The organism is Sphingomonas sp. Leaf230, from assembly GCF_001421745.1.
Classification (GTDB): Bacteria; Pseudomonadota; Alphaproteobacteria; order Sphingomonadales; family Sphingomonadaceae; genus Sphingomonas.
In genome coordinates this window covers 991,906-1,015,697 of sequence record NZ_LMKW01000001.1, presented here as the reverse complement: position 1 = coordinate 1,015,697, position 23,792 = coordinate 991,906, and the positions used below count along the sequence as shown (strand labels likewise).

Genomic DNA, 23,792 nt, shown 5'->3' with positions numbered 1-23,792 from the left:
CGCTTGGGGTCAAGCCGGTCCGTCAGATCGCCACGCACACAAGTGGCGACCGATCAGGAGAGCCGCGTTTTGACCGAGAAACCAGTCCAGGGCTTTGCCGGCCTGTGGAACATCAGCTTCGGCTTTTTCGGGATCCAGATCGGCTTCGCGTTGCAGAACGCCAATATGAGCCGGATCTTCCAGACGCTCGGCGGATCGCTCGACGACCTCTCCTATCTTTGGATCGCGGCGCCGTTGACCGGAATGCTCGTTCAGCCAATCATCGGTCATTATAGCGATCGCACCTGGACGCGGTTCGGCCGCCGCCGTCCCTATTTCTTCGCTGGCGCGGTACTCGCCGCGCTCGCGCTGTTCGTGATGCCCGAAGCGAAATTGCTATGGCTTGCCGCGCTGACGCTCTGGGTACTCGACGCCTCGATCAACGTCTCGATGGAGCCGTTTCGCGCGTTCGTCGGCGACATGCTGCGCAAGGATCAACATACCGCAGGCTACGCGCTCCAGACCGCCTTCATCGGTGCGGGCGCAGTGGTCGGCTCGATCTTTCCGTTCGCGCTCGCGCATCTCGGCGTGTCGGGCGATGCGCTCGCGGGCGTTCCCGACACCGTGTGCTACAGCTTCTGGTTCGGCGGCGCGGCACTGCTGCTCGCGGTGCTCTGGACGGTCGGCAACACGCGCGAATACAGCCCCGAACAGATGGCATCTTTCGCCGATTCCGACCGCGATGAAGCACACACCGCTCCGGTACGCGCGCTTGCCAGCCGCGGCTTCGCGACCAGCATCGCCTGGATCGTCGCCGGGATCGCGGTCGTCGTCGCGGTGCCCGAACTGGCGTTGCAGAAGGAAGTGTACCTGCTCGGCGGCCTGCTCGTCGCCTATGGCGGCGCCAGCCTCGCGGCCATCGTCCTCGCGCGCGGCGGCAATGTCGACAATGCGCTGAGCCAGATCGTCCGTGACTTCGCCGCGATGCCCAGCGTCATGAAGCGCCTCGCACTCGTCCAGTTCTTCAGCTGGTCCGCGCTGTTCATCATGTGGATCTTCACCACGCCCGTCGTGGCGCAATATATGTACGGATCGAGCGACGCGACGAGCGCCGCCTACAATGCGGGCAGCGATTGGGTCGGCGTGCTGTTCGCAGTCTACAACGCCGTCGCCGCGCTGGTCGCGTTACTGATACTGCCGCGGTTGGCCAGACGGATCGGCCGGGTCAAAACGCATATAGCCTGCCTGCTGTGCGGCGCCGCGGGGTTTGCGAGCTTCCTCATGGTGCGCGATCCAACGTTGCTGATCGTCAGCGAAGTCGGCGTCGGCATCGCCTGGGCGTCGATCCTCGCCATGCCCTACGCGATCCTCGCCTCCAACCTGCCGCAAGCCAAGCTCGGCATCTACATGGGGTTGTTCAACATCTTCATTGTGCTCCCGCAGTTGCTGGTCGCGACGCTGATGGGGTCGGTGCTGAAGGCGTTCTTCCCGACCGAACCGATCTGGACGATGGCATTCGCCGCCATCGTGATGATTCTCGCAGCCCTTGCGATGCTGCGCGTCCCTGAGGTTCCCGACAAGTTTGCCTGAGGCGAGAAGCAGCAAACTAGCGCTGTCGCTCAGGCGTCAGCCCGAGTGACGTTCTGCCATGTAGCGTCCAGGCGAGGTACCAAGCGCCTTGCGGAACATCGTCACGAAGCTGGGCACGCTTTCATAGCCCAGGTCGCTGGTCACTTGCTGGATCGAGGCGCCGCCGGCCAACCACTTCACGGCGAGTACGACCCCGAGCTGTTGGCGCCACCGGCCAAAGCTCATTCCCGTCTCCCGCTTGATCAGCCGCAACAGCGTACGTTCGCTCAGACCAGCATGTCGCGCCCAGATCTCCAACGTTCCACGGTTCGCCGGGGAGGCTATCATCGCGTCCGCAATGCTGCGCAGCCGTGGATCGATCGGCATCGGCAGATGGAGATTCTCGACCCGAGCCGCGGCGAGTTCGTCGAGCAGCACCGCCACCAGCCGCGTGTTCGCACTGCCTTCCTCATAGAAATAGGGGAGATGCGCGGCGCGGGTCAGCAGCTCGCGCAGCAAGGGGGTCACCGACACTGCACAGCAGGTCTTCGGCAATCGCGCGTCCACTGCGGGATCGACGAACGCGTTATACCCTTCGAGTGCGCCGGTCACCTTGATCGCGTGCAGCGCACCGCCGGGGATCCAGATGGCGCTGGCGGCGGCACGACCCACAACCCCCCTTCCACTTCGCAACTGAGCGCGCCGCGCTGGACCAGCAGCATCTGTCCCTTGGCGTGACTATGATCTTCTAGCTCGAACCCGCCAACATCAGACATCTCAACACCGAACGCGACGATCGGGCGCGGCACGACATCCGGATCGACCCATTCGAAATCCTGCAACGCGTTCAGGATTGGCATAGGCGACGATCCTGGAAAAGATCCGTACTGGCGATATCACACAACATTATGTCGGTCCTTCGTAATGACGCCAAAGTCGCGCCCGGCTATCCGATCGCCATCGCCCCGTCGAGCCATTCCGGCTTTGGGCATCGGCAAGGATCGTCATGAACACGCTGAGCAGCCCCCGCCTCACCGACCTTCTGGAAAGACTGCACGGCGAAGCCGACGCGGCCGACCGCGAACACGTCGAGGCGATGCAGGCGAAAATCGCGGCACCGGGCGCATCGATCGAGGCGCTGGCGATGGACCTTCTGGCGGATGAGCGTGCGGACTATCGCGCGACCTATCGCGACCGCGCGGACAATTTCCTTGCCGTGTCGCCGGAGTATGGTCGGTTCCTCTACGCGATCGCGCGGTCCTGCAGAGCGACCCGGATCGTCGAGTTCGGGACGTCTATGGGAATTTCGACGCTCTATCTTGCTGCCGCGCTGCGCGACAATGGCGGCGGCCATCTGATCGGCAGCGAGATGGAGGTCAGCAAGGTGGCGCGGGCTCGTGCCAATCTGCAAGCGGCCGGCCTCGCCGACCTTGTCGATATCCGCGCTGGCGATGCCCTGGAGACGCTGAAGGATGTGGGCGGTACGGTCGATCTCATGTTGGTGGACGGCGCGTTCTCGCTGTATCTTTCGGTGCTGAAGACGATCGAGCCGTGGCTGAAGCCTAGCGCCGTGGTCCTGGGGGAAAACGCGTTCGAGCCGGAATATCTGGCGTATGTCCGCAATCCCGCCAACGGCTACATGTCGCTGGCCTTGCCAGACGAAGGTCGCGGCAACGAATTTTCCGTGAAATTGTCATGATGGAAACGCAGGCTACCGAGCGGACGAAAGAACCAGGCCGGTTGAGCAGAGCGGTGACGCGGCTGTGGATGAAGCCCGCGACCGTCGTCGCCAACGAACGATTGGCGGATCGCTTTCATCTGATCACTCTGGAGGGCGATGCGCTCAGGACCGTGACGTGGCGGCCGGGACAGAAGGTGCAGATCGCGATGGGCTCGGCATTCGTAACCCGGACGTACACGCCGATCGAATGGAATGCGTCAGCCGGGCGTATGTGCATTCTGGGCTATGCCCATGGCGACGGACCTGGGAGCAATTGGGTCCGCACCGCGGCGCCGGGCGAAGTATGCGACGTCTTCGGTCCGCGCGCGTCGCTGGACATTGGCGGTCTGTCGGGGGCGCTTGTCATCCTTGGGGACGAAACCTCGATCGGACTTGCTTATGCGGCTACCTTTCAAGACCCGACGCGGCATGTAACAGCATGTTTCGAAGTCGCAGACGACGTTGGTGCTCGGCAGGTGATGGCCAGTCTGGATCTTGAGCGCGTTACGCTGATCACACCGCGCCTAGATGGTGGGCACGTCGCTGAGCTCGAAGCATCGCTCTCCGACGCAGTCGCGGTCGGATCCACCTTCGTGCTCACGGGAAAGGCCGCAACGATCCAAGTGCTTCGGCAGGGCTTGCGACGAAGATCGGTTCCGACGACGCGGCTCGTTGCCAAGGCGTATTGGGCGCCTGGTAAAACAGGCCTGGACTGAGCTTGCAGAGCTGCCTTCCGAAGCCTGCAAGGTATGATCGCAAAATCCAAGCTTCACCGTTCGAGCAAGGTTCAGGGCGATTGATTGTTCAGCTAGTCGGAACGGAAGGAACGGTGCCCTCGAACCGCGTGTTGCCGGGGAGAGAATGGGCGAGGCTGAGATCGCCGTCGTGCCCCCGGAAGATTTGCCGGGCGAGCGCCAGACCCACGCCCGTGCCCTCGGTCTTGGTGGTGAAGAAGGGGCGGAAGACGTCGCCCTGGTTTGCGACGGGAATACCCGGGCCGGTGTCCGTCAACGTGAACTGCGTTTGGCTGACTAAGGCGGTGACAGTGAGCGTGACCCGTGCATTGGGCGAATCGTGCAACGCCTCGGCTGCGTTTTGCAATACGGCCCAAAGCGCTGCGGTCAGTTGATCCGGGTCGGCCAGCAGATGGGCCGGTGCGTTGAGGAGGTCGGTCGTAAAGGCAATCGTCGACCATCTCGTCGTAAACAATGCCGCCAGATCGCCGACGAACCCAGCGAGAGGGACCCGCTCGGTCGAGGGGGCCGGCAGCCTCGCGAGCGCCCGGTAGCTTTCGCCAAAACGGTGCAGGCTGGCGGCGCGGCGCGCGACGGTCTCGACCGCGTCGCGTACCTTGGGCAGCATCGGGTTCGGATCGTCGAGCATCGCCACCGCGGTCTCGGCGAGCGAGGCGATCGGGGTGAGGGCGTTGACGATCTCGTGGCTAAGGACCTGGACGAGTTCCCGCAACGCCGCGGCCTCGGCGGCCTTCAGTTCGGCGTCGATGTCGATCAGCGCGCCGATCCGCGTCATCCGCCCTGCCAGCGCAAGGTCGCCGGTGGCCAGCGCGAAGCTCCGGATGTCGGTGTCGTATCCGATCTCGATCGTGGCGGTGCGGCCGGGGCGGGTGTCGGCGAGCGCGGAAACGAGTCCCTCGGGCGGATCGGCGACCAGATCGCCTGCGCCGAGCAATCGCCGCGCGGCACGGTTGACGGCGCGCAACCGGCCGTCCTCGAGCGCGACCAAGGGTGCAGGCGACAGATCGAGATAGGCGTTCAGACGGCGTCGTTCCTCTTCTCCGGCAGACGGGGCCGGGATTGGTGGCGCCGGCATCGGCGAGCGCTGACCAGCGTCGACCAAGTCGAGTGCGGCGATCCAAATCGCGATCATCGCCGCGAGCAGTGCGGTGGCGTACAGACCGCGTGTGGCCGCAACCGCACCACCGGCGCCGGCCGCAGCTATCACCAGCGCGCGTACCACCGCGCGCGTCCGGTCAGAGGCCATAGCGCGCCATCCGGCGATAGAGCGCCGCGCGGGTCAGTCCGAGCTGAGCAGCGGCGCGGCTGACGTTGAAGGCGTGACGCTCGAGTGCTGCGGTGATCAGCGTTTCCTCGTTGCGCGCGAGTGACAGATCGGGGGCGAGCGATAGCGGCTCGGCCGTGCCGGGCGAAAGCAGTAGGTCGCCGACCGCGTAAGTCTCGCCATTGCCGAGCAGAACCGCGCGTTCCATCGTCTGGCGCAGGCCGCGGACGTTGTCGGGCCAGCGATCCGCCGCGATCGCCTGCACCGCGTCCGCATCGAGTGGTCCGAGGGGCTTGCCGTGACGGTAGGCGAACAGCGCAAGGAAATGACGTGCGAGCAGCACCGCATCGCCCGCGCGATCGACGAGCGGCGGGAGGGTGATTTCGATCGTTCCGACCCGGTCGAGCAGGTCTTCGCCGATTGCCCCCCGAACGCCGGTGCGATCCAGTCGCGTGGTCGCGATGACGCGGATGCCGTCGAGCGCTGACAGGAGAACGCCGTTGAGCGCACGAGGCAGGCGGTCGATATGGTCGATCACCAGCAACCCGCCAGCGGCCGCCGCCGTTTGATGGGCGATGACGGCGGCGTCCGCGGCCTCGGCGTCCAGCATGATGAGCGGCAGGCTGGCGTTTGGTGAAGCCTGATGAACAAGTCGGGCGATCAGCGTCTTGCCGGTACCCGCAGCGCCGTGGATCAGGATCGGGGCCGCGGTCGGCGCGACGCGGGCGACCAGGTCGCGCGCGCGCGTGATCCCGGCGCTTTCGCCGAGCAGGATGCCGTCATGGACGGGCGGTGTCGCCGCTGTCTCCAGCTTCGCGCGGCGCAACGCCAGCCCGCGCTCCACCGTGGTCAGCAGGCGCTCGTTGTTCCAGGGCTTGATCACGAAGTCGGTCGCGCCGCTGCGCATCGCCCGGACGGCGACCGCGATCCCGCTATGCCCGGTGACGACGATGACGACGGCGCGCGCATCTGCTGCGATCAGCCGGTCGAGCATCGCGAACCCCTCCTCGCCGGTGGTCCGTCCGCGCGCGAAGTTGAGGTCGAGCAGGATGACGTCGATCGGTTCGCCCGCGAGCAGCACCCAGGCCGCCTCGGGGTTCGCTGCGATCGAGACGCGCATGCCGTGCCGTTCGAGCAGCAGTCGCGCTGCCTTGGCGATGTCGGGATCGTCGTCGATCACCAGGATGTGCGATTCGGTTGACATGGCCGTCATAGTGTCCGGAAACGGACAGTTGGTACAGTCGAGTGTGCGCTTCAGCTGCGGAGCGCGGAATTATGCAGCGTTGGCAGTAGCTTAGGATCTGGTCGCTTCGTCAAGTACACTGTCCGCATGACGGAGACGACCCTGCCTGGAACTGGTGCCGCGATGGACCGGCGTATCGAGCGGCCGCACGCCAAGCGGCGCAAGCGGATCGTTCGCGGTGCGCTTGCGCTCACGGTGGTGGCTGCGGCGGTGCTGCTGTGGCTGCTGATGCCCGGCGCCAATGCGCTGACCGTCGACGCCGCCGCGATCCGTACCGGCGATGTCGTGCGCGCGCCGTTCCGCGATTTCGTGCCGCTCCGCGCCGAGGTGGCGCCGTTGCGCACTGTATTCGTGACCGCGATCTCCGGCGGGCAGGTCGCCGACCTCGCCACCAGCGACGGCGCGATGGTCGCCGCCGGCACGCCGCTCGCACGTTTGTCCAATCCGTCGCTCGAACTCGACGTGGCCAGCCGCTCGGCGGAGATCGTCGGGCAGTTGAGCGCGATCAGCGGCCAGCGGCTGTCGGTCCAGAACACGCGGCAGGACGGCGCACGCGATCTGGCCGAGGCACGCAATGCGCTGTCCAAGGCGCGGACGTTGCTCGCACAGAAGCAGGTTCTGTTCGACAAGGGCATAATCACGCGCGCCGCGATCGATCCGGTGCGCGAGGATGTCGGCTATCAGCAGGCGCGGGTTGCTGCGCTCGATCGCGGGACCGCCGAAGCCGGCGCTACGCTGGCGGATCAGTCCTCCGGCATCGCCGCGACCGCGCGGCAGTTGCGCGAGAGCCTCGCGATGGTCCGCGCGAGCCTCTCCGCACTGGTTTTGCGCGCGCCGGTCGCGGGACGGCTGACCGCCTTTACGCTACAGCCGGGCCAGACGCTCAAGGCCGGCGATCCGGTCGGCCAGATCGACTCCGAGGGACAGTGGAAACTGACCGCCGATGTCGATCAATTCTATCTCGGGCGCGTCCGCGTGGGGCTCGCCGCAGTCGCCGATATCGACGGTCGGAGCTATGCGATGTCGGTCATCAAAATCCTGCCGCAGGTGACCGAAGGCCGGTTTCGCGTCGAGCTCGGTTTTCGCGGTGCGGCACCCACGGGGCTGAACCGCGGCCAGACGCTCGACGTCCGCCTCGTGCTCGGCGCGGACCGGCCCGCGGTGATCGCGCCCTCGGGCGGCTGGCTCGATGCGGGCGGCACCACCGCGTTCGTTCTCGACGGGAACGCGAAGGCCGTCCGGCGGGCGATCGTCACCGGCCGACGCAATCCCGATCAGGTCGAGATCGTCTCCGGCCTCGCGCCCGGCGAGCGGATCGTGACCACCGCGCTCGGCACCTACACCCCCTTCCAGACCCTCCTCATCCGATAGGATTCGATATGATCCAGTTACAGGACCTCAGCCGCACCTATGCCTCGGACGAGGTCGAGACGACTGCGCTCGGCGGTATCGACCTCGCCGTCGAGGCGGGTGAATTCGTCGCGATCATGGGGCCGTCGGGCTGCGGCAAATCGACGCTGCTCAACATCATCGGCACGATCGACCGGCCGACGGACGGACGGTATCTGTTCGAAGGGGCCGATATCGCGCGCGCGCCCGAAGCCGAACTCGCCAAACTGCGGCGCGATCGACTGGGCTTCGTGTTCCAGAGTTTCAACCTGATCGACGAACTGACGATCGCCGAGAACGTCGCGCTGGGTCTCGCCTATCGGACGATGCCCGCGCGCGAGAAGAAGGAGCGCGTGGCGGCAGCGATGGACCGCGTCGGCATCGCCCACCGCCAGCGTCATCACCCGCACCAATTGTCGGGCGGCCAGCAACAGCGCGCCGCGATCGCCCGCGCGATCGTCGGCGAGCCGCGGTTGATCCTCGCCGACGAGCCGACCGGCAATCTGGATACCGAGAACGGCGCGCAGGTGATGGACATCCTTGGCCAGCTGAACGCGGAGGGCGCGACAATCGTGATGGTCACGCACAGCCCCTCGCACGCCGACATCGCCAAGCGGACGGTGCACATGCTCGACGGCCGGATCCTGTCGTCGGCGCGGCGCGCCGCCTGATGCGCCGCTCGCTGCAGATGATCGTGCTGATGCTGCTCGTGGTGGTCCTCGTCCGCCACCTCGCAGCGACCAAGCCCGGCTCCAAGCCCGGCCCCGATACCGCAAGCGACGCCTGAAGGAGCCGCCATGTCCGCACTCACCAGCCTCTATCGTTCGCTCGCGCATCACCGCCTGTTCGCCCTGCTCAACATCGGCGGTCTCGCACTGGGGATCGCGACGTTCCTCGTCCTGTTCCTCTTCGTTCGGTTCGAGACCGGGTACGACCGGGTGCTGCCGCAGCAAGACCGGTTGTGGGTAATGGAGGAGCGCTATGTGATGCCGGGCTATCCGGCGGACACCAATCCGAACACGATGGGCAGCGAACTCAAGATCCTGCAGGCGGATTACCCGCAGCTGGTCGGCACGCGCTACATGAACATGGCGGCGACGGTGCAGCAGGGTGGGCAGGCGACCGCCGAGGATTTGGGCACGGTCGACCCGAACTTCTTCGATCTCATGCGCTTTCCCGCGGTCGAGGGGAATCCAGCGGCGACGCTCGCCGATCCGAACGGCCTGGTGGTCACGCAGAAAACCGCGCGAAAATATTTCGGGAGCCAGTCGGCGATCGGCCGGACGCTGCAACTGTCGATCGATGGGACGACCTATCCCTACAAGGTCGGGGCGGTGCTGCGCGACATGCCCGACGACGTCACGTTCAAGAGCGAGATGTTCGCGCAAATCTCACGGACTCGCTTCGGCAACGAATGGTGGGAGCATTGGGGCAGCGCGTCGCTGACCACGTTCCTGCGGTTTCCCGATGCGGTGGCAGCGCGGGCGTTCGAGGCGCAATTGCCTGCCTTTCTCGATCGCCACGCCTATGCCGGGGGAAATCTGAAGAAAGGCGAGTATTTCCAGTCGCTGCGGCCGCTGACCGCGATGCATCTGTATAGTCCGGGCGATCGCGCGATCGTCACGACCTTGGGGGCGGTCGGGCTGCTGACGCTGCTGATCGCGATCGTGAACTACGTCAATCTGGCCACCGCGCGTGCCGGGTTGCGTGCGCGCGAAGTGGCGATGCGCAAGGTGCTGGGCGGCACGCGGCGGTCGCTCATCCGCCAGTTCCTGGGCGAGGCGCTGGCGACGGTTGCTGTGGCGGCGCTGATCGGGCTCGCGCTGGCCGAGATCGCGCTGCCGTTCGTCAACGCGCTTGGTGGAACGTCGCTGGCGATCCGCTATGTCGGTTGGGACGGCGTCGTCCTGCCGCTGGTCCTGCTGGTCCTGGGCATAGCACTGGTCGCGGGGCTGTATCCCGCGTTCGTACTATCGGGGTTTCGCCCCGCCGCGGTGCTCGCCTCGACGCGCGCGCCCGGTGGTGGGCGTAGCGGCACGAGGCTGCGAAGCGCGCTCGTCGTCGTGCAGTTCGCGATCGCGATCGCATTCGCCATCGCCACCGGGGTCATGCTCAAACAGACCGAGCATATCCGTGACGCCGATCTCGGGTTTCGTCGCGACGGCTTGATGATCGTCCGCTCGCTGATGACAGGCGGGATCGATTCACCACAGCGCGCGGCGATCCTGCGCAGCCTGGCGGCGGCACCCGGCGTCACCGGCGTGACGGTCGCCAACAACGCGCCGGGCGACCAGAGCACGACCAATTTCTCGGGATATAGTCGCGCAGGAGCGTCCGGCAGCAAGATATCGTTGATGGATGTAGGCACCGGTCGCGACTATTTTCGCGTGTACGGCGCACGGCTTGTCGCGGGGCGCCTGTTCGACGCCGCGCATGCCGACGACCGCGGCCTGTTGACGACTGCCGAACGCAAGCGGGCCGGGCCCAACGTGGTGATCAACCGGACCGCGGTGACCGCGCTGGGCTTCGCATCGCCAACGGCGGCGCTGGGGCAGGCGATCAACGACGGCGAGCGGGACTCGACCATTATCGGCATAGTCGACGATCTGCGCTTCAGGAGCCCGCGCGATGCCGTCACGCCGGTCGCCTACACCTACAACACCGTCGATATCCTCTCGCCGTTCGCGGCGGTACGCTATGCCGGCCGCGATGCGAAGACGATGATGGCGGCACTCGAGGCGGCGTGGAAGCGCGTCGTTCCCGGCGTTCCGTTCGAGGCGCGCTCGGTCGAGGACAATCTGTACCAGCGCTATTACAAGGCGGATGCGCAACGCTCTCGACTGTTCACGATCGGCGCGGTGCTGGCGGTCCTGATCGGCTGCATCGGGCTTTACGGCCTGGCGGCGTTCGACACCGCGCGGCGGGTGAAGGAGATCGGCATCCGCAAGACGCTCGGCGCCTCGACCGCCGAGGTGTTGCGGCTGTTGATCGGGCAGTTCCTGCGCCCCGTGATCCTCGCCAACCTCGTCGCGTGGCCGCTCGCCTATGTCGCGATGCAGCGCTGGCTAGGCGGGTTCGACGACCGGATCGCGCTGTCGCCGCTATTCTTTGTCGGCGCCTCGCTCGCCGCGGTGCTGATCGCGAGCGCGACCGTCTTCGGGCAGGCCTGGCGCGTTGCCCGCGCCGAGCCCGCGCGCGCGCTACGCCACGAATAGGGGCCGGTCGATGTCCTCCGCGTCCCTGACACTGTACCGTTCGCTCACCCGCCATCGGCTATACGCCATCCTCAACATCGGCGGGCTTGCGCTCGGCATAGCGGTGTTCCTGATACTGATGCTGTTCGTCCGGTTCGAGACGAACTACGACCGCGTGCTGCCGGGATGGGAACGGGTCTGGACGATCGCGCGCACGATCCAGTTCCCCGGCAACCCTGAGGTGCAGATTCCGTCCTCGCCTACACTCTCCGGGCAATTGGCCGCGACGTTCCCCGATCTCGTCGTGGCGCGGATGACGCCCTATGACACCGCGACGGTGCTGACCGGGAACACGAGTACCACGCGCAAACTGGCATTGGTCGACCGCGATTACTTTCGGATTTTTCCGTTTCCCGTCGTCGAGGGCGATACCGCGAGTGCGATCGCCCGCCCGGATGGTATTGTCGTCACCCAAAGCGTTGCGGAGGCGTATTTTGGCAAAGCAAGCGCCCTTGGACGGACGCTTACGGTTGCGATCGATGGAAAGGCGCGCACCTACCGGGTCGGGGCGGTGATCGCCGACCTGCCGCAGAACCAGACATACGCCAGTGTCCTGTTTGCGGCGATCCCGGCCGAACTCACCGACGATTCCCGATCTACCAGCAATGGTGTCGTGACGTTCCTGGCACTCCCGAACGCCGAGACTGCGGACCGGATCGGTGCATTCATGCGGCGCCATCCCGATCCCGCGTTCAATCCCGATGCGCGTCAGTTCCTGAAGGAAAGCATCGTGCCGCTCGCCGGGCGCCACCTTGCCGGCAACGGGGTCGGCACGGTCGTTGCCGTGCTGGGCGGAGTGGGGATCGTCGCGTTGCTGCTGGCGGTGGTCAATTACGTCAATCTGGCGACAGCGCGTGCAGGGCTGAGGGCGCGGGAGATCGCGATGCGCAAGGTCGCCGGTGCGACCCGACGGATGCTGATCGGGCAATTGCTCGGCGAGGCACTAGCCGCCGTGACGCTGGCGGCGTTGATCGGGCTGGCGCTTGCCGAGATTGCGCTGCCGTTCGTCAACGCGATCGGCGGCACCGACTTGTCGATCGCGTATTGGGGGGCGGGGTCTATCCTGCCACCGCTCCTGGCGACGACCGCTCTGGTGACGTTGCTGGCAGGGTTCTATCCGGCGTTCGTGATATCCCGGTTCCTGCCTGCGGGCGTGCTCGCTGCGGCCCGGACCCCTGGCGGCGATCGCGCGGGCGCAGGACTACGCAAGGCACTGGTGGTGACGCAGTTCGGCATCGCGGTCGCGCTGATGATTGGGACTGCGGTTCTGTTCGCCCAGACGCGGCATGTCCAGCAGGCGGATATCGGCTTTGGGCGAGACGGCCTGATCATGCTGAGCGGTTACGGCGACGCCGCGCTGGATTCGGGGCAACGTGCCCGGCTAGTCGACGCGATGCGCAAGACCCGCGGGGTTGCGGGTATCACGACGAGCGGCGTCGTACCCGGCGGCGGCACGTTTGCAATCGCCAAGATGAAACGCGCCGGGGCGATCGGCGAGCCGCCGATGATCGTCCAGGCCACGGTCGGCGAGCAGTTCTTCGACACGTACCGAGCCCGTCTGCTGGCTGGCCGGATCTTCGATGCGGATCGGTTCGCGCTGGACGTTGGCAACAGCGGCACCGCGAGCAAGGCCGTTTCGGGCAGGGTAGCGAACATCGTGCTCAACCGTACTGCCGCCGAGCGCTTGGGGTTCGAGCAAGCCAACGACGCGATCGGCCAGATCGTTTCGGTCGATGGCGCGGCGGTGAGGATCGTCGGTGTGATCGCCGATATGCGCTTCGGGACGCCGCGCGAGCCGGTCGAGGCGTTCGCCTATAGCTATCGGCCTGGCGGTGGCTATCGCGCCATCGTGGTGATCCGCACCTCGGCCGATCCCGCAACCGTCCTGGGACGGCTGGAAACGAGGTGGCGCCGCATCGCGCCAGCGGTTCCGCCAGCAGCCACGACGGTCGACCAGAAACTGTACGACTCCTATTATCGCCAGGACGTGCAGCGGTCGCGGTTGTTTACGGCCGGCGCGGTGCTGGCAGTCGCGATCGGGTGCCTCGGGCTCTATGGCTTGGCAGCGTTCGATACGATGCGGCGGGTCAAGGAGATCGGTATCCGCAAGGTGCTGGGGGCCTCGACCAGCGACGTGATGCAGCTGCTGCTGGTCCAGTTCCTCAAGCCGGTCCTCCTGGCGAACGTGATCGCGTGGCCGATCGCGTGGTTCGCGATGTCACATTGGTTGAGCGGGTTCGACGACCGGATCGGGTTGTCGCCCGGCTATTTCGTGGGTGCCAGCGTGCTGGCGCTCGTCATCGCGGCGGCGACGGTTGCCAGTCAGGCATGGCGCGTCGCACGGGCCGAACCCGCGCGTGCGCTTAGACAGTTCTAGGAGATTGAAGCATGTGTGTTTCAGGTCGAGGAGGCCTGCCCTCGACCAGCCGTCAGACAGCGCGCGCGCGTTCCCCGACGATCCGCTCCAGCATCGACAATGGCATCGCACCGGCTTCCAGCACGTCGTGGAAATGCTTCAGGTCGAAGCGATCACCGGCGATCGCCTTGGCCTTTTCGCGCGCTCGCAGCCAGGCCGCATGACCGATCTTGTAACTGCATGCCTGACCTGGCGAGACGCAATAGCGCTCGACCTCGCGCTGCGAGCGCCCGGGGGCGAAGCCGACCGTATCGACGAGATACTTCGTCGCCTGATCGTGAGTCCACCGCTTGGTATGAATGCCGGTATCCACGACCAATCGTGCCGCGCGGAACAGGAACGACTGCAGATAGCCGGCGCGTTCCACGGGCGAGGCATAGCCCCCGAGTTCGTCGGCGAGTTGTTCCGCATAGAGCGCCCAGCCTTCCAGATAGGCGTTGAAGAAGGCGATCTTGCGCAGCGGATGGGTGGGTGCACGCTGCGCGGTCGATATCTGGAGATGATGCCCCGGAACGCCTTCGTGATAGGTGAGGCTCGGCAGCGTGTATTTCGGCCAGTCGTGCACGCTCTTGAGGTTGATCCAGTAGATCGCGGCGCGCGAGCCATCGAGCGGTGCGCGGAAGTAATAGCCGTTAGGTGCTCCGTCCTGAATCTCGGGCGCGACGCGGCGGATCTCGAGCGCCGCGTTGGGCGGGTTGGTGAATGCCTTGGGCAGCCGTGCCTGCATCGCCTGGACGCCTGCGTTGAGGCTGGCGAGCAGCTCGGCACGGCCGGCATCCGTGTTCGCGAACAATTGCGCGGGCAGGCGGTTGAGCTGGTCGAGGCGGGCACCGATACTGCCCTGCGTGAGGCCTTGCCCTCGCAGGATCGGATCGAGCTGTGCGGTGAGTTCTGCGACCTGTTGCAGGCCCATGCGATGGACTTCGTCGGGCGACAAGCTGGTGGTGGTCGCCTGCGCCAGCGCGGCGGCGTAGATCGCATCGCCGTTGGGGATCGCCCAGATGCCGGCGGCACTGCGCGCCGAGGGCCGCAGCGAGCGCAGCAAAGCGATCTGGCGATCGAGCGCCGGATAGACCTGGGTCGCGACGATCCGGGCAGCGCGTGCCTGCCAATCCCCGGCGATCTTCGCGGGGCCAGTGCGGCTGGTCAGCGCCTGGACGAGCTGGTTGTCGGCCGGGCTGGGTGACCGCAGGTTTGCCATTTGGCCTAGCGCGAGATCAAGGGAGAAGTCGGGCGCCAGCCGGCCCTTGGCGGCCTCGCGACGCTGAACCTCGGTTTCGTTATCCAGCTGCCGGCCCATCATCGCCAATCGATCCAGATAGGCTTCTGCATCATCCGCGGTCTTGACCGGGTGGGTCGAGGCCAGGAAGTCCGGCATGGAGAAATAGACGCCGTCCTGCTGCGTGATCGGATAGGGCCCCTGCGGCGAGGAGAGGCCGAACTTCTCCGGGCCGACCATGTTCGACTGAATGCTGTACAGGACGACTTCGCGATCGATGCGGGCCTGCGGCGACAGCGAGGCGGGGTCGACCGCGGTGACGAGCGCCTTTGCCTTGCGGTTTCGTGCCAGATCCTTCGCGATGGCGGCGTAGCTGTTGTCACCCAGCATGTGGCGCAGATCGGCATCCTTGCCGGTGTCGAGCCCAAGCGAGGTGGCGAATTCCGGCGATTGGCGAACGGTTTCGCGCAGGACCTGATCGAAGGCCGCGTTCAGCCGGGCGTCGCCCGGCGATGGTGCCGCTGCTGTTCCTGCCGAAGTCTGCGCAAACGCGGATCGTGTGGGTAGCGTGCTCAACGCGGCGGCAGCGGCACTGGACGTGATGAAGGCGCGACGATCCATGCCGATTTCCTGACTGTGAAGCTTATCGCGCCACGCTAGGCGACAGTAGGGCAGCCGTGCAACCCTACTGCACCGGGTCGGCTAGCCAGTGTAGCTTCACGGAACGTGCTGCTGGGCCAATATCGATCGTGGTTCTTCGCGTGGTCAGCAATTGCCTTGCTGCTGGCTATCGAGTTGCTCCGTCAACGGCAACGCAGGCTTAGCGCGCGGACAGATGCGGAAGACGTTATCATCATCGGCGTATGGCAGGACGGGATGGTGATCGCCGGCGCCGCGCATTAAGGCAGCCTGCTCGCCAACCGAAGTCGATCGCTGCGCATCAAGCCAAAACAAGCTCGATGTTCCGATGATCGCTGATGATCTCCACGACGATCTCGAAATAGGTTTGCCCGGTGCCACGGTCGAGCGCGTCCAACTGGCGACCAATCACATTAACGTCGAAGCCGGCCGGTCGCTGCAACTTTCTGGCGAGGAACGCTCGGGTCGTCTCGACACCGAGCGCCGCCCTGCTGGCCGCAACGTCCTGCCAGACGATACGAACCTTTTGCCGCCCCTCGATCGCGCCGTAGCCACCATAGAGCAGGTCGTTCAGCGCATCGAGGCTTTCGCCTAATTGCCACTCTTCCTTGGCCATAAACACCCGGTTTATCTCGGCGTAGAAGGTCGGGATATCGCTAATATTCCGGCCGATGATGGTCAACGTCTTCAACAAATTACTCCCGGACCATACCGTCGATGGGTAGCAACGAGCTTCGCCAGTTCTGCGCCTCCCGCTTTAGTTGCCGTCGAAGGCCCAGCGCAACGTTTTCGCCACCTGTCGCGTACCCGACCGAACGACGGGTTTCATGAATACCGGCGACGCTCGCAGGCCATGCATCCGACGTGCCCAGTTCGGGAGAAGGTCTACCGCCGCCTGGGTGATGGTTCGTTGAAGCGGTATTGCCAGTGGGTTGCCCGGTTTCTGATTGAGCACCAATCGCGCGACCTCGCGCGTGCGACCGTCTGCGATCAATGCCGGCTGCATATTGCGAAGCGCCTGATTCGTGCCCGCACGGTTCCGCGGGAGGGCGTCGGCACCCAGTGCCGAACCGATGCTCGCGAACTCGGCGTAGTAGAGATCCTCCTGCGCGAGCGTCAGTCGACGATCGCCGTAGTGTTGCCAGGCAGCCAGGAAGGACCACGCCTCGGATACATGGACCCACGCCAATAAACTGGGGTCGTCGGCACGGTAGGGCGTACCGTCGGGAAGCGTGCCACCGATGTGCGAATGGACCGCGCGGACTCGCGCTATTGCCGCCTCTGCCTCCGCGCGCTCGCCATAGGTAGTCGCAGCGATGAATCGGGCAGTGCGCCTCAGCCTGCCGAGCATATCGGTTCGGAAGTTCGAATGGTCCCAAACCCCGGCTAGAACGGCTGGATGCAGCATCTGGAGCAGCAACGCGGACACGCCGCCCACCATCATGCTGACAACGTCACCATGCACACGCCAGATCATGGAGTCGGGCGGAAACAGTGCAGTATCGCTCCTCTTTACCGGCTCCTCGCCACGAGTCTGGTCATTGAACAGAGTCCGCACCTGCCGCACGATGCCGGTCTTGGTCTGGTCGCGGATCGATAGCAGGCTGTCGTTCATGCCGTCACGAACGCCCGAGCCCGTATTTAGCAACGGCGGATCGGTCATCGACATGCTGAGACCTGTCATAGATGCCGTCCTATATTGACGGCCCCTGCCATCTGAGACCATCGCGTTGCCCATGACAAAGAGCAAGGGACGCACCGGCGCGCATGCACGCGCCAATATCCAGCCTGCACCGACGGCGACCGAGCTTGATTCAGCCAAGCGAGAGGTCGCGCAGATCGAGGGGCGACTGGTTGGCCTCGCTGCCGGGCATCCTTCGGTCAAGATCTGGAAGGGACGTCTTCGTGTCGCTCAAGCCGTGATCGCCCGCGCCCCGCGCGACGGTTAGGCGCTGCGACTGCGGTGTCTGACGGAGTCAGGTTCGGTGAACGGGTGCTGTAGCGACGCGGACGCCATCAACCCCTTGAACTCGCACACGGAGCCAGCGAAGATCGGTCATCAGCACCGGGAGCGTCCTCTATGCGTCGTCGAACTTTCATTGCCGCCTTGCCAGGGGCCGCATTGCTACCGGGCATAAGCATGGCGCAAGGCGGGCAGGTCGGGCCCGGCGTTCCCGGCAAGCAGGGGGCACCGGGACCGGGGCAGGGTGGTGCGCCTCAGCCGAAGACCGCGACGCTCCCCCCGCGCTGGGTTGCCGGCGAGGACCGCTTCCTGCGTCCCGACGTAGCCGCGGGCGATCGCCCGGTCGGCGCGAGTTTCGCCTCACGTACCGCCGCCTACGGCCTCAACGGCGCCGCGGGGACCGCACACCCGCTGGCGACGCAGGCGGGGATCGACATCCTGCGCCGAGGCGGATCGGCGGTCGACGCGGCGATCGCGATCAACGCGTGTCTCGGTTTCCTGGAGCCGACATCGAGTGGCATCGGCGGCGACGCCTATGCGATGATCTGGGATCCGAAGCAGCGCAAGGTCGTCGGGCTGGCCGGGTCGGGCGCGTCGCCACGCGGGTTGAGCCTGGAAACGGTGCGGTCGCGGGCACGCGGCGGGGCGCTGCCCCCGCTGGGTGCGGTGTCCGTATCGGTGCCGGGTGCGGTGGATGCCTGGTGGACGATGCACCGACGCTATGGCCGGCTGCCCTGGGCGCAGTTGTTCGAGCCGGCGATCGCGCATGCCGAGGCAGGCGCGCCGGTGCCGGACATCATCGCCTATTACATCCGCCGCAGTATGGCGGCATTCCGCCGGCCGGGTAACGGCATCGAGGAAACCGCGAACGCGCTCCGGACCTACGGTCTGGCCGACGGCAAGGGCCCGGCGATCGGACAGGTGTTCCGTAATCCCGATCTCGCCCGCACCTATCGCGCGATCGCAGCGGGCGGGCGTGACGCGTTCTATTCCGGCGAGATCGCCCGCGTCATCGATCGCTACTTCAAGCGGATCGGCGGCTGGCTGCGCCTTGAGGATCTGGCCGCGCACCGCTCGGAATGGATCGCGCCGCATCGGACGGGCTATCGCGGCGTGGACGTGCATGCGCTCGGTGCCAACACGCAGGGTATCGCGACGCTACAGATGCTGAACATCCTCGAGACCTTCGATCTCGGCGACGCAGGCTTCCAGTCGCCGCTGTCGATCCATCTGCAGGCAGAAGCCAAGCGGCTCGCCTATGAAGACCGTGCGCGCTTCTACGCCGACCCGCATTTCAGCAAGGTCCCGGTCGAGTGGCTGGTATCCAAGGACTACGCCCGCGAGCGCGCGAAACTGATCCGCCGTGACCGGATCCTCGATCCCGTCCATCCCGGCCAGGCGCCCAGCCACGGCGACACTACCTATTTCAGCTGCGCCGACAAGGACGGCATGATGGTGTCGATGATCCAGTCGAACTTTCGCGGCATGGGATCGGGGCTGGTCGCCGATGGTCTCGGCTTCATGTTCCAGGATCGCGGGCAGCTGTTCAGCCTGAGGGACGGTCACCCCAACATCTACACGCCCGGCAAGCGGCCATTCCAGACGATCATTCCCGGTTTCGCGACGCGCGGGAACGATCCCTGGATGAGTTTCGGCGTGATGGGCGGCGACATGCAACCGCAGGGGCAGACGCAGATCATCGTCAACCGCGTCGACTATGGCCTCGAGATCCAGTCGGCAGGCGATGCGCCGCGCTGGCATCACGAGGGCTCGTCGCAATCGATGGGGGAAGACAGTGCCGGGCTGGGGCCGCGCGGGTTGCTGCGGCTGGAATCGGGCGTGCCTGCCGCCACGAAGCAGCGCCTGGCCGACATCGGCTGGATGATCGGCGAGCCCGATGGCGGCTTCGGTCGCTACGAATGCGTCGAGCATCGGATGGACGGCGCAACTCGGGTCTATGCCGCGGCGAGCGAGATGCGCGCCGATGGCTGCGCGCTGGCCTATTGAGGGGATGACGATGCGCTACCTGATCCTTGCCGCTTTGGCTTCCGTGGCGACGCCCGCGGGCGCCGCGACCTACGAACTGAAGGCGACGCCGCAGACGGTCGCCTGGGGGCATTACGATGCCACCGACAAGCCGGTGCTGACGATCCGCTCGGGCGACACGGTGGTGATCCACACGTTGCTGACCAACAGCCCGGCGGGGCTGGAGAAGGCCGGCGTCGCGCCTGCGCAGATCGAACCGGCGCTGCGTGCGGTCTATGACGGCGTACCTGCGAGCGCGCGCGGCCCCGGCGGTCATATCCTGACCGGACCGATCGCGATCACAGACGCGGAACCCGGCGACATGCTGGAAGTGCGCATCCGGAAAGTCGATCTGGCGATCCCCTATGCTTATAACGCGTTCCGCTACGGGGCGGGGTTTCTCACCGACGATTTTCCTTATGCGCGGATGAAGATCGTCCCGCTGGACTCGAAGCGCATGGTCGGCCTGTTCGCGCCCGGCGTCGAGGTGCCGCTTGCGCCGTTCTTCGGCAGCATGGGAGTCGCGCCACCCCCGTCGTTCGGTCGCTACGACAGCGCGCCGCCGACGATCAACGGCGGCAACATGGACGACAAGGCGCTCGTCGCCGGGACGACCTTGTTCCTCCCCGTCTACGCCCCCGGCGCGCTGTTCCAGGTCGGCGACGGCCATGCCGCGCAGGGCAATGGCGAGGTCGATATCACCGCGCTGGAAACCTCGTTGACCGGCACGTTCGAGTTCGTGCTGCACAAGAAGGCGGCGATCGCCTATCCGCGCGCCGAGACGCCCAAGGCCTATATCGCGATGGGCTTCGACGACGATCTCAGCCATGCGACCCGCAAGGCGCTGCGCAACATGATCGATTTCCTCGTCGCGGAAAAAGGCATGACGCGCGACGATGCTTACATGCTGATCAGCGTCGCAGGCGATGTCGAGATCACCGAACTCGTCGACCGCAACAAGGGCGTCCACGTCGTCTTGCCCAAGGCGGTGTTCACGAAGCGCTAGCGGCCACGGCGGACTCCGCCTGACAAGTTTACGGTAACGCCGCGGCAACTTCGGCGGCAAAGCGGGCGATGTCGAACCGCGCAGCGCCGGGGTCCTCGCCCCGCCTGACCACCACCAGATGCCGGGACGGGATCACCATGACATACTGTCCCCGGTTGCCTTGCGCGGCGTAGCTGCCTTCGGGCAAGCCCTGCTTGGGGCCGAACAGCCACATCGTCGCGCCATAGCCCGGTCCGCTCAACGGCTGCGGTCCGCTCGGCGTCGTCATGGTGCGCATCCAGCCTGCCGGCAACAGGCGCTTGCCCTGCCAGACGCCGTCCTGCGACCAGAACAATCCCAGCCTCGCCAGGTCGCGGGCGGTCGACCAGACCTGGCTGGAGAGGATGTAATTGCCGTGCCAGTCCGTCTCGGCGACAGTGTGGGCCATGCCGAGCGGACCGAACAGGCTGCCCGGCAACGCCCGGTACCGGGCCTCTCCGATCGCGTTTCGGGTGGCATAGACCGCGAGCAGAATATCATTATTGGCGTAGCGGAAGCGTGTGCCGGGCAGGGCCTCCAAAGGCCATGACACCGCCTGTTCGTCCACCGTGGTCCCGCCGAAATAAATCGCATCGGTACGATTGCCGGCGGTGTCGCTGTGCAGGCCGGATCCCATGCGCAGGAGATTGTCGAGCGTGATGGCATGACGCGGATCGCCGGCCTTCCACTGCGGCACGGCGGCGGGGGCCTTCAACGCGGCTGCGTTGTTCAGGCCGATGAGCGTGCCGGCGATCGACTTGCCGACCGACCAGGTCCGGTTGGACACGAACGGCCCGAAACCGCGGCCATATTGCTCAGCAAGAACTTTGCCGTCCTTCACGACGATTACGCCGACGGTCTTGGTGCCGACGCCGTAGGTGGTCCCGAATGCCTTGCCGACCGCGCCAGCCAGCGTGGGCGATGGGCGCGGTGCGATGCCAGCGTCACCTTGCGGCCAGCGACGAGGATCGGCTGCTCGAATCGACGGTGTCGCGGTCGACTTGTGGCTAGATGGTGCCGTGCTGCCGATCGGCAACGTCACGCAGCCATGCCCGCTAGTCCACTCCGCGCGTCTCGGAGGTAGCTTCGGATCGAACCCTACGGAGACGGATTGGCGGGTGCGGTCGACGTTCGCCGTGAGCGTCGGCACGATCTTCTCATAGTCAGGATAGATGCCGGCCAACTCATCGGCATCGATCTGCTCCGGCGTACGGCCTGCATTGAAGATGCCTGAGCAATAGAGTGCCGCCTTGTAACCGGCCGCCACGGCACGCTGATACGTGCCTGCCGAGGGCTGGGCGACGATCTGTGCACTGGCGGGAACTGACGCGAGGAGGGCGAGACCGGCCGCTTTAAGTATCTGCATGACCGCATTCTTCCATCACGCAACCAAATCGGCAATCCGTTTATCTGCCAGGCGGGTGAGGGGAGCGGCACGGTCTGGCGCATCCAGCGGAGACCGGCACGGCAGCGATGACTTGCCGTGAAGGCCCCCCAGCAGGCAACTAGTCCCGCATGAACTCCGCGAAGGCGTCGCGCCAATCCACATGCCAGCGCGACAGGGCGGGGCGGTTTTCGATCAGGTCCCCCGCCGCCCACGCTATCCGCTTCGCATCCTGTTCGGACGTTGTCTCGTTGTCCGGGCACAAGATGTAGAAGTCGCCCGCTGCCACGCGGTCCATCATCAGCGCCACGACCTGTTCGGGTGTCCACGCGCCGGGCGGTTTCTCGGCCAGTCGACCAGCCGTCATCCCGGTCCAGGTGAAGCCCGGCACAAGCAGATGGGCACTGACCCGACTTCCGGTCCGTTCGCGCAAACTGTGAGCAAGGCCTTCGGTCAGCGCTTTCACCCCGGCCTTGCTGACGTTGTAGGCGGTGTTGCCGGGCGGCTGCGTGATGCCCTGTTTGGAGCCGGTGTTGATGACGAGGGCAGGGGCCTCGCCTTCGACCATGCCCGGGACGAAGGCCTGGACGCCGTGGATCACGCCCATCAGGTTGACGCCGAGCACCTCGTCCCACTTTGCTGGGTCGGCAAACACGTCACCGCCCCCGCCGATGCCGGCGTTGTTCATCAGCACCGAGACGGGACCGTGACGGTCGACCACCTCCTTTGCCAGCGCGGCCATCGCGGTACGATCCGCGACGTCGGCGGACAGCGCAATTGTGCCGTCCATCGAGGCTGCGGCCTGCTCCAGCGCTTTACCGGGACGGTCGACCAGAATCACCCGCATTCCCGCGTCGGCAAAGCCGCGAGCAGCGGCCAGTCCAATGCCGCCAGCCGCACCCGTGACGACCGCAAGCTTGCCCGGTGCGACCGCCGCGAAAGACGGAACGCTCACGCGTCGATGCTTGCCATCGAGGCGTCTGGATAGCGTGTCCCCTGCGCCGCGCCGGGCGGGAGAATGTCATCGATACGGGCGAGATCGGCATCGCTCAGCTCCACGTCGAGCGCGCCTAGATTGTCCTCGAGATACTTGCGACGCTTGGTACCCGGGATCGGCACGATATCCTCACCCTGGCGCAATACCCATGCAAGCGCGAGCTGGGCCGGCGTGCAGCCCTTGTCCGCCGCCATAGTGCCGATCGCGGCGACGAGGTCGAGGTTCTTCTGGAACGCCGCGCCCTGAAAGCGCGGATGGTTGCGGCGCGTGTCGCCTGCGTCGAGATCGTCGGGTGTCTTGAACTGGCCTGTAAGAAAGCCGCGGCCAAGCGGGCTGTACGGCACGAAGCCGATCCCCAGTTCGCGCACCGTCGGCAAAATCTGGTCCTCGACGTCACGGCTCCACAGCGAGTATTCGGTCTGCAACGCGGTAATCGGGTGCACGGCATGCGCTCGGCGGATCGTCGCGGGAGCAGCCTCGGACAGGCCGAGATACTTGACCTTACCCGCGCGGACGAGGTCGGCCATTGCACCGACGGTCTCCTCGATCGGCACGTCGGGGTCGACGCGATGCTGATAGTAGAGATCGATGACATCGAGTCCGGTCCGCTTCAGGCTTGCGTCGCAAGCCGACCGCACATAGTCGGGGCGGCCGTTGATCCCCTTGAAGCTGCCATCCGACCCGCGGACGTTGCCGAACTTGGTCGCGACCACGATCCACTCGCGCCGCTCGCGTACGACGCGACCGACCAGTTCTTCGTTGGCGCCGACGCCGTACATGTCGGCGGTGTCGAGAAACGTCACGCCGAGGTCGAGCGCGCGATTGATTGTAGCAATGGACTCCGCCTCGTCGCGGCTCCCGTAGAAGTCGGACATGCCCATGCAGCCGAGACCCAGCGCAGAGACTTCGAGGCCTTGCTGGCCCAGTTTGCGGGTTTCCATCAGATCAGTCC

The 23,792-nt window shown here is 65.8% G+C and carries 21 protein-coding genes; 11 read left to right on the top strand and 10 right to left on the bottom strand.

Annotated elements, in window-relative coordinates; translation table 11 throughout:
• Positions 1-69 precede the first annotated feature (69 nt).
• Positions 70-1,569, top strand: coding sequence for an MFS transporter (locus ASE82_RS04400; RefSeq protein WP_056059679.1), 1,500 nt, complete (start codon positions 70-72; stop codon positions 1,567-1,569).
• Positions 1,570-1,605: 36 nt separating this feature from the next.
• Here ASE82_RS04400 and ASE82_RS04395 read toward each other — a convergent pair whose 3' ends face one another.
• Complete coding sequence (locus tag ASE82_RS04395; protein WP_200910650.1) at positions 1,606-2,220, bottom strand: AraC family transcriptional regulator; 615 nt, start codon at positions 2,218-2,220, stop codon at positions 1,606-1,608.
• Positions 2,157-2,408, bottom strand: a complete 252-nt coding sequence (locus ASE82_RS19785; RefSeq protein WP_200910649.1) for a hypothetical protein — start codon at positions 2,406-2,408, stop codon at positions 2,157-2,159. Before ASE82_RS19785 ends, ASE82_RS04395 begins: the two co-directional genes overlap by 64 nt.
• A 146-nt stretch (positions 2,409-2,554) precedes the next feature.
• Here ASE82_RS19785 and ASE82_RS04390 point away from each other — a divergent pair, with 146 nt between their 5' ends.
• Positions 2,555-3,247, top strand: coding sequence for an O-methyltransferase (locus ASE82_RS04390; protein WP_056059313.1), 693 nt, complete (start codon positions 2,555-2,557; stop codon positions 3,245-3,247).
• Complete coding sequence (locus ASE82_RS04385) at positions 3,244-3,984, top strand: siderophore-interacting protein (protein WP_082441118.1); 741 nt, start codon at positions 3,244-3,246, stop codon at positions 3,982-3,984. The genes ASE82_RS04390 and ASE82_RS04385 overlap by 4 nt, the downstream gene beginning before the upstream one ends.
• An 88-nt stretch (positions 3,985-4,072) precedes the next feature.
• Here the strand turns inward: ASE82_RS04385 and ASE82_RS04380 are convergent, their stop codons facing one another.
• Entirely contained in the window at positions 4,073-5,269 is a 1,197-nt protein-coding gene (locus tag ASE82_RS04380) for a sensor histidine kinase (RefSeq protein ID WP_056059306.1), read from the bottom strand.
• On the bottom strand, positions 5,259-6,491 hold the full coding sequence (locus ASE82_RS04375; RefSeq protein ID WP_056059677.1) for a sigma-54-dependent transcriptional regulator: 1,233 nt from the start codon (positions 6,489-6,491) through the stop codon (positions 5,259-5,261). Before ASE82_RS04375 ends, ASE82_RS04380 begins: the two co-directional genes overlap by 11 nt.
• Positions 6,492-6,617: 126 nt before the next feature.
• Between ASE82_RS04375 and ASE82_RS04370 the strand changes: the two genes are divergently transcribed.
• The 4 genes from ASE82_RS04370 to ASE82_RS04355 all read left to right on the top strand — a co-directional run bounded on the left by ASE82_RS04370 (position 6,618) and on the right by ASE82_RS04355 (position 13,550).
• Positions 6,618-7,901: an efflux RND transporter periplasmic adaptor subunit gene (locus tag ASE82_RS04370; RefSeq protein WP_235524565.1), complete on the top strand. Its 1,284-nt coding sequence runs from the start codon at positions 6,618-6,620 to the stop codon at positions 7,899-7,901.
• Between the two features lie 8 nt (positions 7,902-7,909).
• Entirely contained in the window at positions 7,910-8,590 is a 681-nt protein-coding gene (locus ASE82_RS04365; RefSeq protein ID WP_056059299.1) for an ABC transporter ATP-binding protein, read from the top strand.
• 126 nt (positions 8,591-8,716) lie between these two features.
• Positions 8,717-11,134: an ABC transporter permease gene (locus tag ASE82_RS04360; RefSeq protein WP_056059295.1), complete on the top strand. Its 2,418-nt coding sequence runs from the start codon at positions 8,717-8,719 to the stop codon at positions 11,132-11,134.
• Between the two features lie 10 nt (positions 11,135-11,144).
• Complete coding sequence (locus ASE82_RS04355) at positions 11,145-13,550, top strand: ABC transporter permease (RefSeq protein ID WP_056059292.1); 2,406 nt, start codon at positions 11,145-11,147, stop codon at positions 13,548-13,550.
• 52 nt (positions 13,551-13,602) lie between these two features.
• Here ASE82_RS04355 and ASE82_RS04350 read toward each other — a convergent pair whose 3' ends face one another.
• Positions 13,603-15,429 carry a DUF885 domain-containing protein gene (locus ASE82_RS04350; RefSeq protein ID WP_056059289.1) on the bottom strand — a complete coding sequence of 609 codons (1,827 nt, stop codon included), beginning with the start codon at positions 15,427-15,429 and terminating at the stop codon, positions 13,603-13,605.
• Between the two features lie 105 nt (positions 15,430-15,534).
• Between ASE82_RS04350 and ASE82_RS19230 the strand changes: the two genes are divergently transcribed.
• Positions 15,535-15,711 carry a hypothetical protein gene (locus ASE82_RS19230; protein ID WP_156348742.1) on the top strand — a complete coding sequence of 59 codons (177 nt, stop codon included), beginning with the start codon at positions 15,535-15,537 and terminating at the stop codon, positions 15,709-15,711.
• 37 nt (positions 15,712-15,748) lie between these two features.
• Here ASE82_RS19230 and ASE82_RS04345 read toward each other — a convergent pair whose 3' ends face one another.
• Positions 15,749-16,138 (bottom strand): barstar family protein, encoded by a 390-nt coding sequence (locus tag ASE82_RS04345; protein ID WP_056059284.1) that lies wholly within the window; start codon positions 16,136-16,138, stop codon positions 15,749-15,751.
• A 66-nt stretch (positions 16,139-16,204) separates the two neighbouring features.
• On the bottom strand, positions 16,205-17,116 hold the full coding sequence (locus tag ASE82_RS04340) for an oxygenase MpaB family protein (protein WP_335337797.1): 912 nt from the start codon (positions 17,114-17,116) through the stop codon (positions 16,205-16,207).
• 67 nt (positions 17,117-17,183) lie between these two features.
• On the opposite strand from ASE82_RS04340, the gene ASE82_RS04335 reads away from it, so the two are divergent.
• The 3 genes from ASE82_RS04335 (at position 17,184) to ASE82_RS04325 (ending at position 20,441) form a co-directional block, all read left to right on the top strand.
• Entirely contained in the window at positions 17,184-17,396 is a 213-nt protein-coding gene (locus tag ASE82_RS04335) for a hypothetical protein (protein WP_056059280.1), read from the top strand.
• Positions 17,397-17,527: 131 nt separating this feature from the next.
• Complete coding sequence (locus ASE82_RS04330; protein ID WP_056059277.1) at positions 17,528-19,417, top strand: gamma-glutamyltransferase family protein; 1,890 nt, start codon at positions 17,528-17,530, stop codon at positions 19,415-19,417.
• Positions 19,418-19,427: 10 nt separating this feature from the next.
• Positions 19,428-20,441 (top strand): acetamidase/formamidase family protein, encoded by a 1,014-nt coding sequence (locus ASE82_RS04325; RefSeq protein ID WP_056059673.1) that lies wholly within the window; start codon positions 19,428-19,430, stop codon positions 20,439-20,441.
• A 28-nt stretch (positions 20,442-20,469) separates the two neighbouring features.
• On the opposite strand, the gene ASE82_RS04320 is transcribed toward ASE82_RS04325, so the two are convergent.
• From ASE82_RS04320 to ASE82_RS04310, 3 genes are all read right to left on the bottom strand, one after another.
• Positions 20,470-21,825 (bottom strand): serine hydrolase domain-containing protein, encoded by a 1,356-nt coding sequence (locus ASE82_RS04320; protein WP_056059275.1) that lies wholly within the window; start codon positions 21,823-21,825, stop codon positions 20,470-20,472.
• A 139-nt stretch (positions 21,826-21,964) separates the two neighbouring features.
• Positions 21,965-22,798 (bottom strand): SDR family NAD(P)-dependent oxidoreductase, encoded by an 834-nt coding sequence (locus ASE82_RS04315; RefSeq protein WP_056059271.1) that lies wholly within the window; start codon positions 22,796-22,798, stop codon positions 21,965-21,967.
• The gene (locus ASE82_RS04310) at positions 22,795-23,781 is read right to left on the bottom strand and encodes an aldo/keto reductase (RefSeq protein WP_056059268.1); all 987 of its coding nucleotides are present in this window, start codon (positions 23,779-23,781) and stop codon (positions 22,795-22,797) included. The genes ASE82_RS04315 and ASE82_RS04310 overlap by 4 nt, the downstream gene beginning before the upstream one ends.
• Between the last annotated feature and the right edge of the window lie 11 nt (positions 23,782-23,792).

What these genes read in the sequence shown, in the direction of transcription:
- ASE82_RS04355 (WP_056059292.1), top strand. Translation starts at nt 11,145, where the DNA reads ATGTCCTCCGCGTCCCTGACACTGTACCGTTCGCTCACCCGCCATCGG.
- ASE82_RS04375 (WP_056059677.1), bottom strand. Translation starts at nt 6,491, where the DNA reads ATGTCAACCGAATCGCACATCCTGGTGATCGACGACGATCCCGACATC.
- ASE82_RS04385 (WP_082441118.1), top strand. Translation starts at nt 3,244, where the DNA reads ATGATGGAAACGCAGGCTACCGAGCGGACGAAAGAACCAGGCCGGTTG.
- ASE82_RS04350 (WP_056059289.1), bottom strand. Translation starts at nt 15,429, where the DNA reads ATGGATCGTCGCGCCTTCATCACGTCCAGTGCCGCTGCCGCCGCGTTG.
- ASE82_RS04320 (WP_056059275.1), bottom strand. Translation starts at nt 21,825, where the DNA reads ATGCAGATACTTAAAGCGGCCGGTCTCGCCCTCCTCGCGTCAGTTCCC.
- ASE82_RS04380 (WP_056059306.1), bottom strand. Translation starts at nt 5,269, where the DNA reads ATGGCCTCTGACCGGACGCGCGCGGTGGTACGCGCGCTGGTGATAGCT.
- ASE82_RS04365 (WP_056059299.1), top strand. Translation starts at nt 7,910, where the DNA reads ATGATCCAGTTACAGGACCTCAGCCGCACCTATGCCTCGGACGAGGTC.
- ASE82_RS04390 (WP_056059313.1), top strand. Translation starts at nt 2,555, where the DNA reads ATGAACACGCTGAGCAGCCCCCGCCTCACCGACCTTCTGGAAAGACTG.
- ASE82_RS04340 (WP_335337797.1), bottom strand. Translation starts at nt 17,116, where the DNA reads ATGTCGATGACCGATCCGCCGTTGCTAAATACGGGCTCGGGCGTTCGT.
- ASE82_RS19785 (WP_200910649.1), bottom strand. Translation starts at nt 2,408, where the DNA reads ATGCCAATCCTGAACGCGTTGCAGGATTTCGAATGGGTCGATCCGGAT.
- ASE82_RS04360 (WP_056059295.1), top strand. Translation starts at nt 8,717, where the DNA reads ATGTCCGCACTCACCAGCCTCTATCGTTCGCTCGCGCATCACCGCCTG.
- ASE82_RS04325 (WP_056059673.1), top strand. Translation starts at nt 19,428, where the DNA reads ATGCGCTACCTGATCCTTGCCGCTTTGGCTTCCGTGGCGACGCCCGCG.
- ASE82_RS04370 (WP_235524565.1), top strand. Translation starts at nt 6,618, where the DNA reads ATGACGGAGACGACCCTGCCTGGAACTGGTGCCGCGATGGACCGGCGT.
- ASE82_RS04310 (WP_056059268.1), bottom strand. Translation starts at nt 23,781, where the DNA reads ATGGAAACCCGCAAACTGGGCCAGCAAGGCCTCGAAGTCTCTGCGCTG.
- ASE82_RS04330 (WP_056059277.1), top strand. Translation starts at nt 17,528, where the DNA reads ATGCGTCGTCGAACTTTCATTGCCGCCTTGCCAGGGGCCGCATTGCTA.
- ASE82_RS04335 (WP_056059280.1), top strand. Translation starts at nt 17,184, where the DNA reads ATGACAAAGAGCAAGGGACGCACCGGCGCGCATGCACGCGCCAATATC.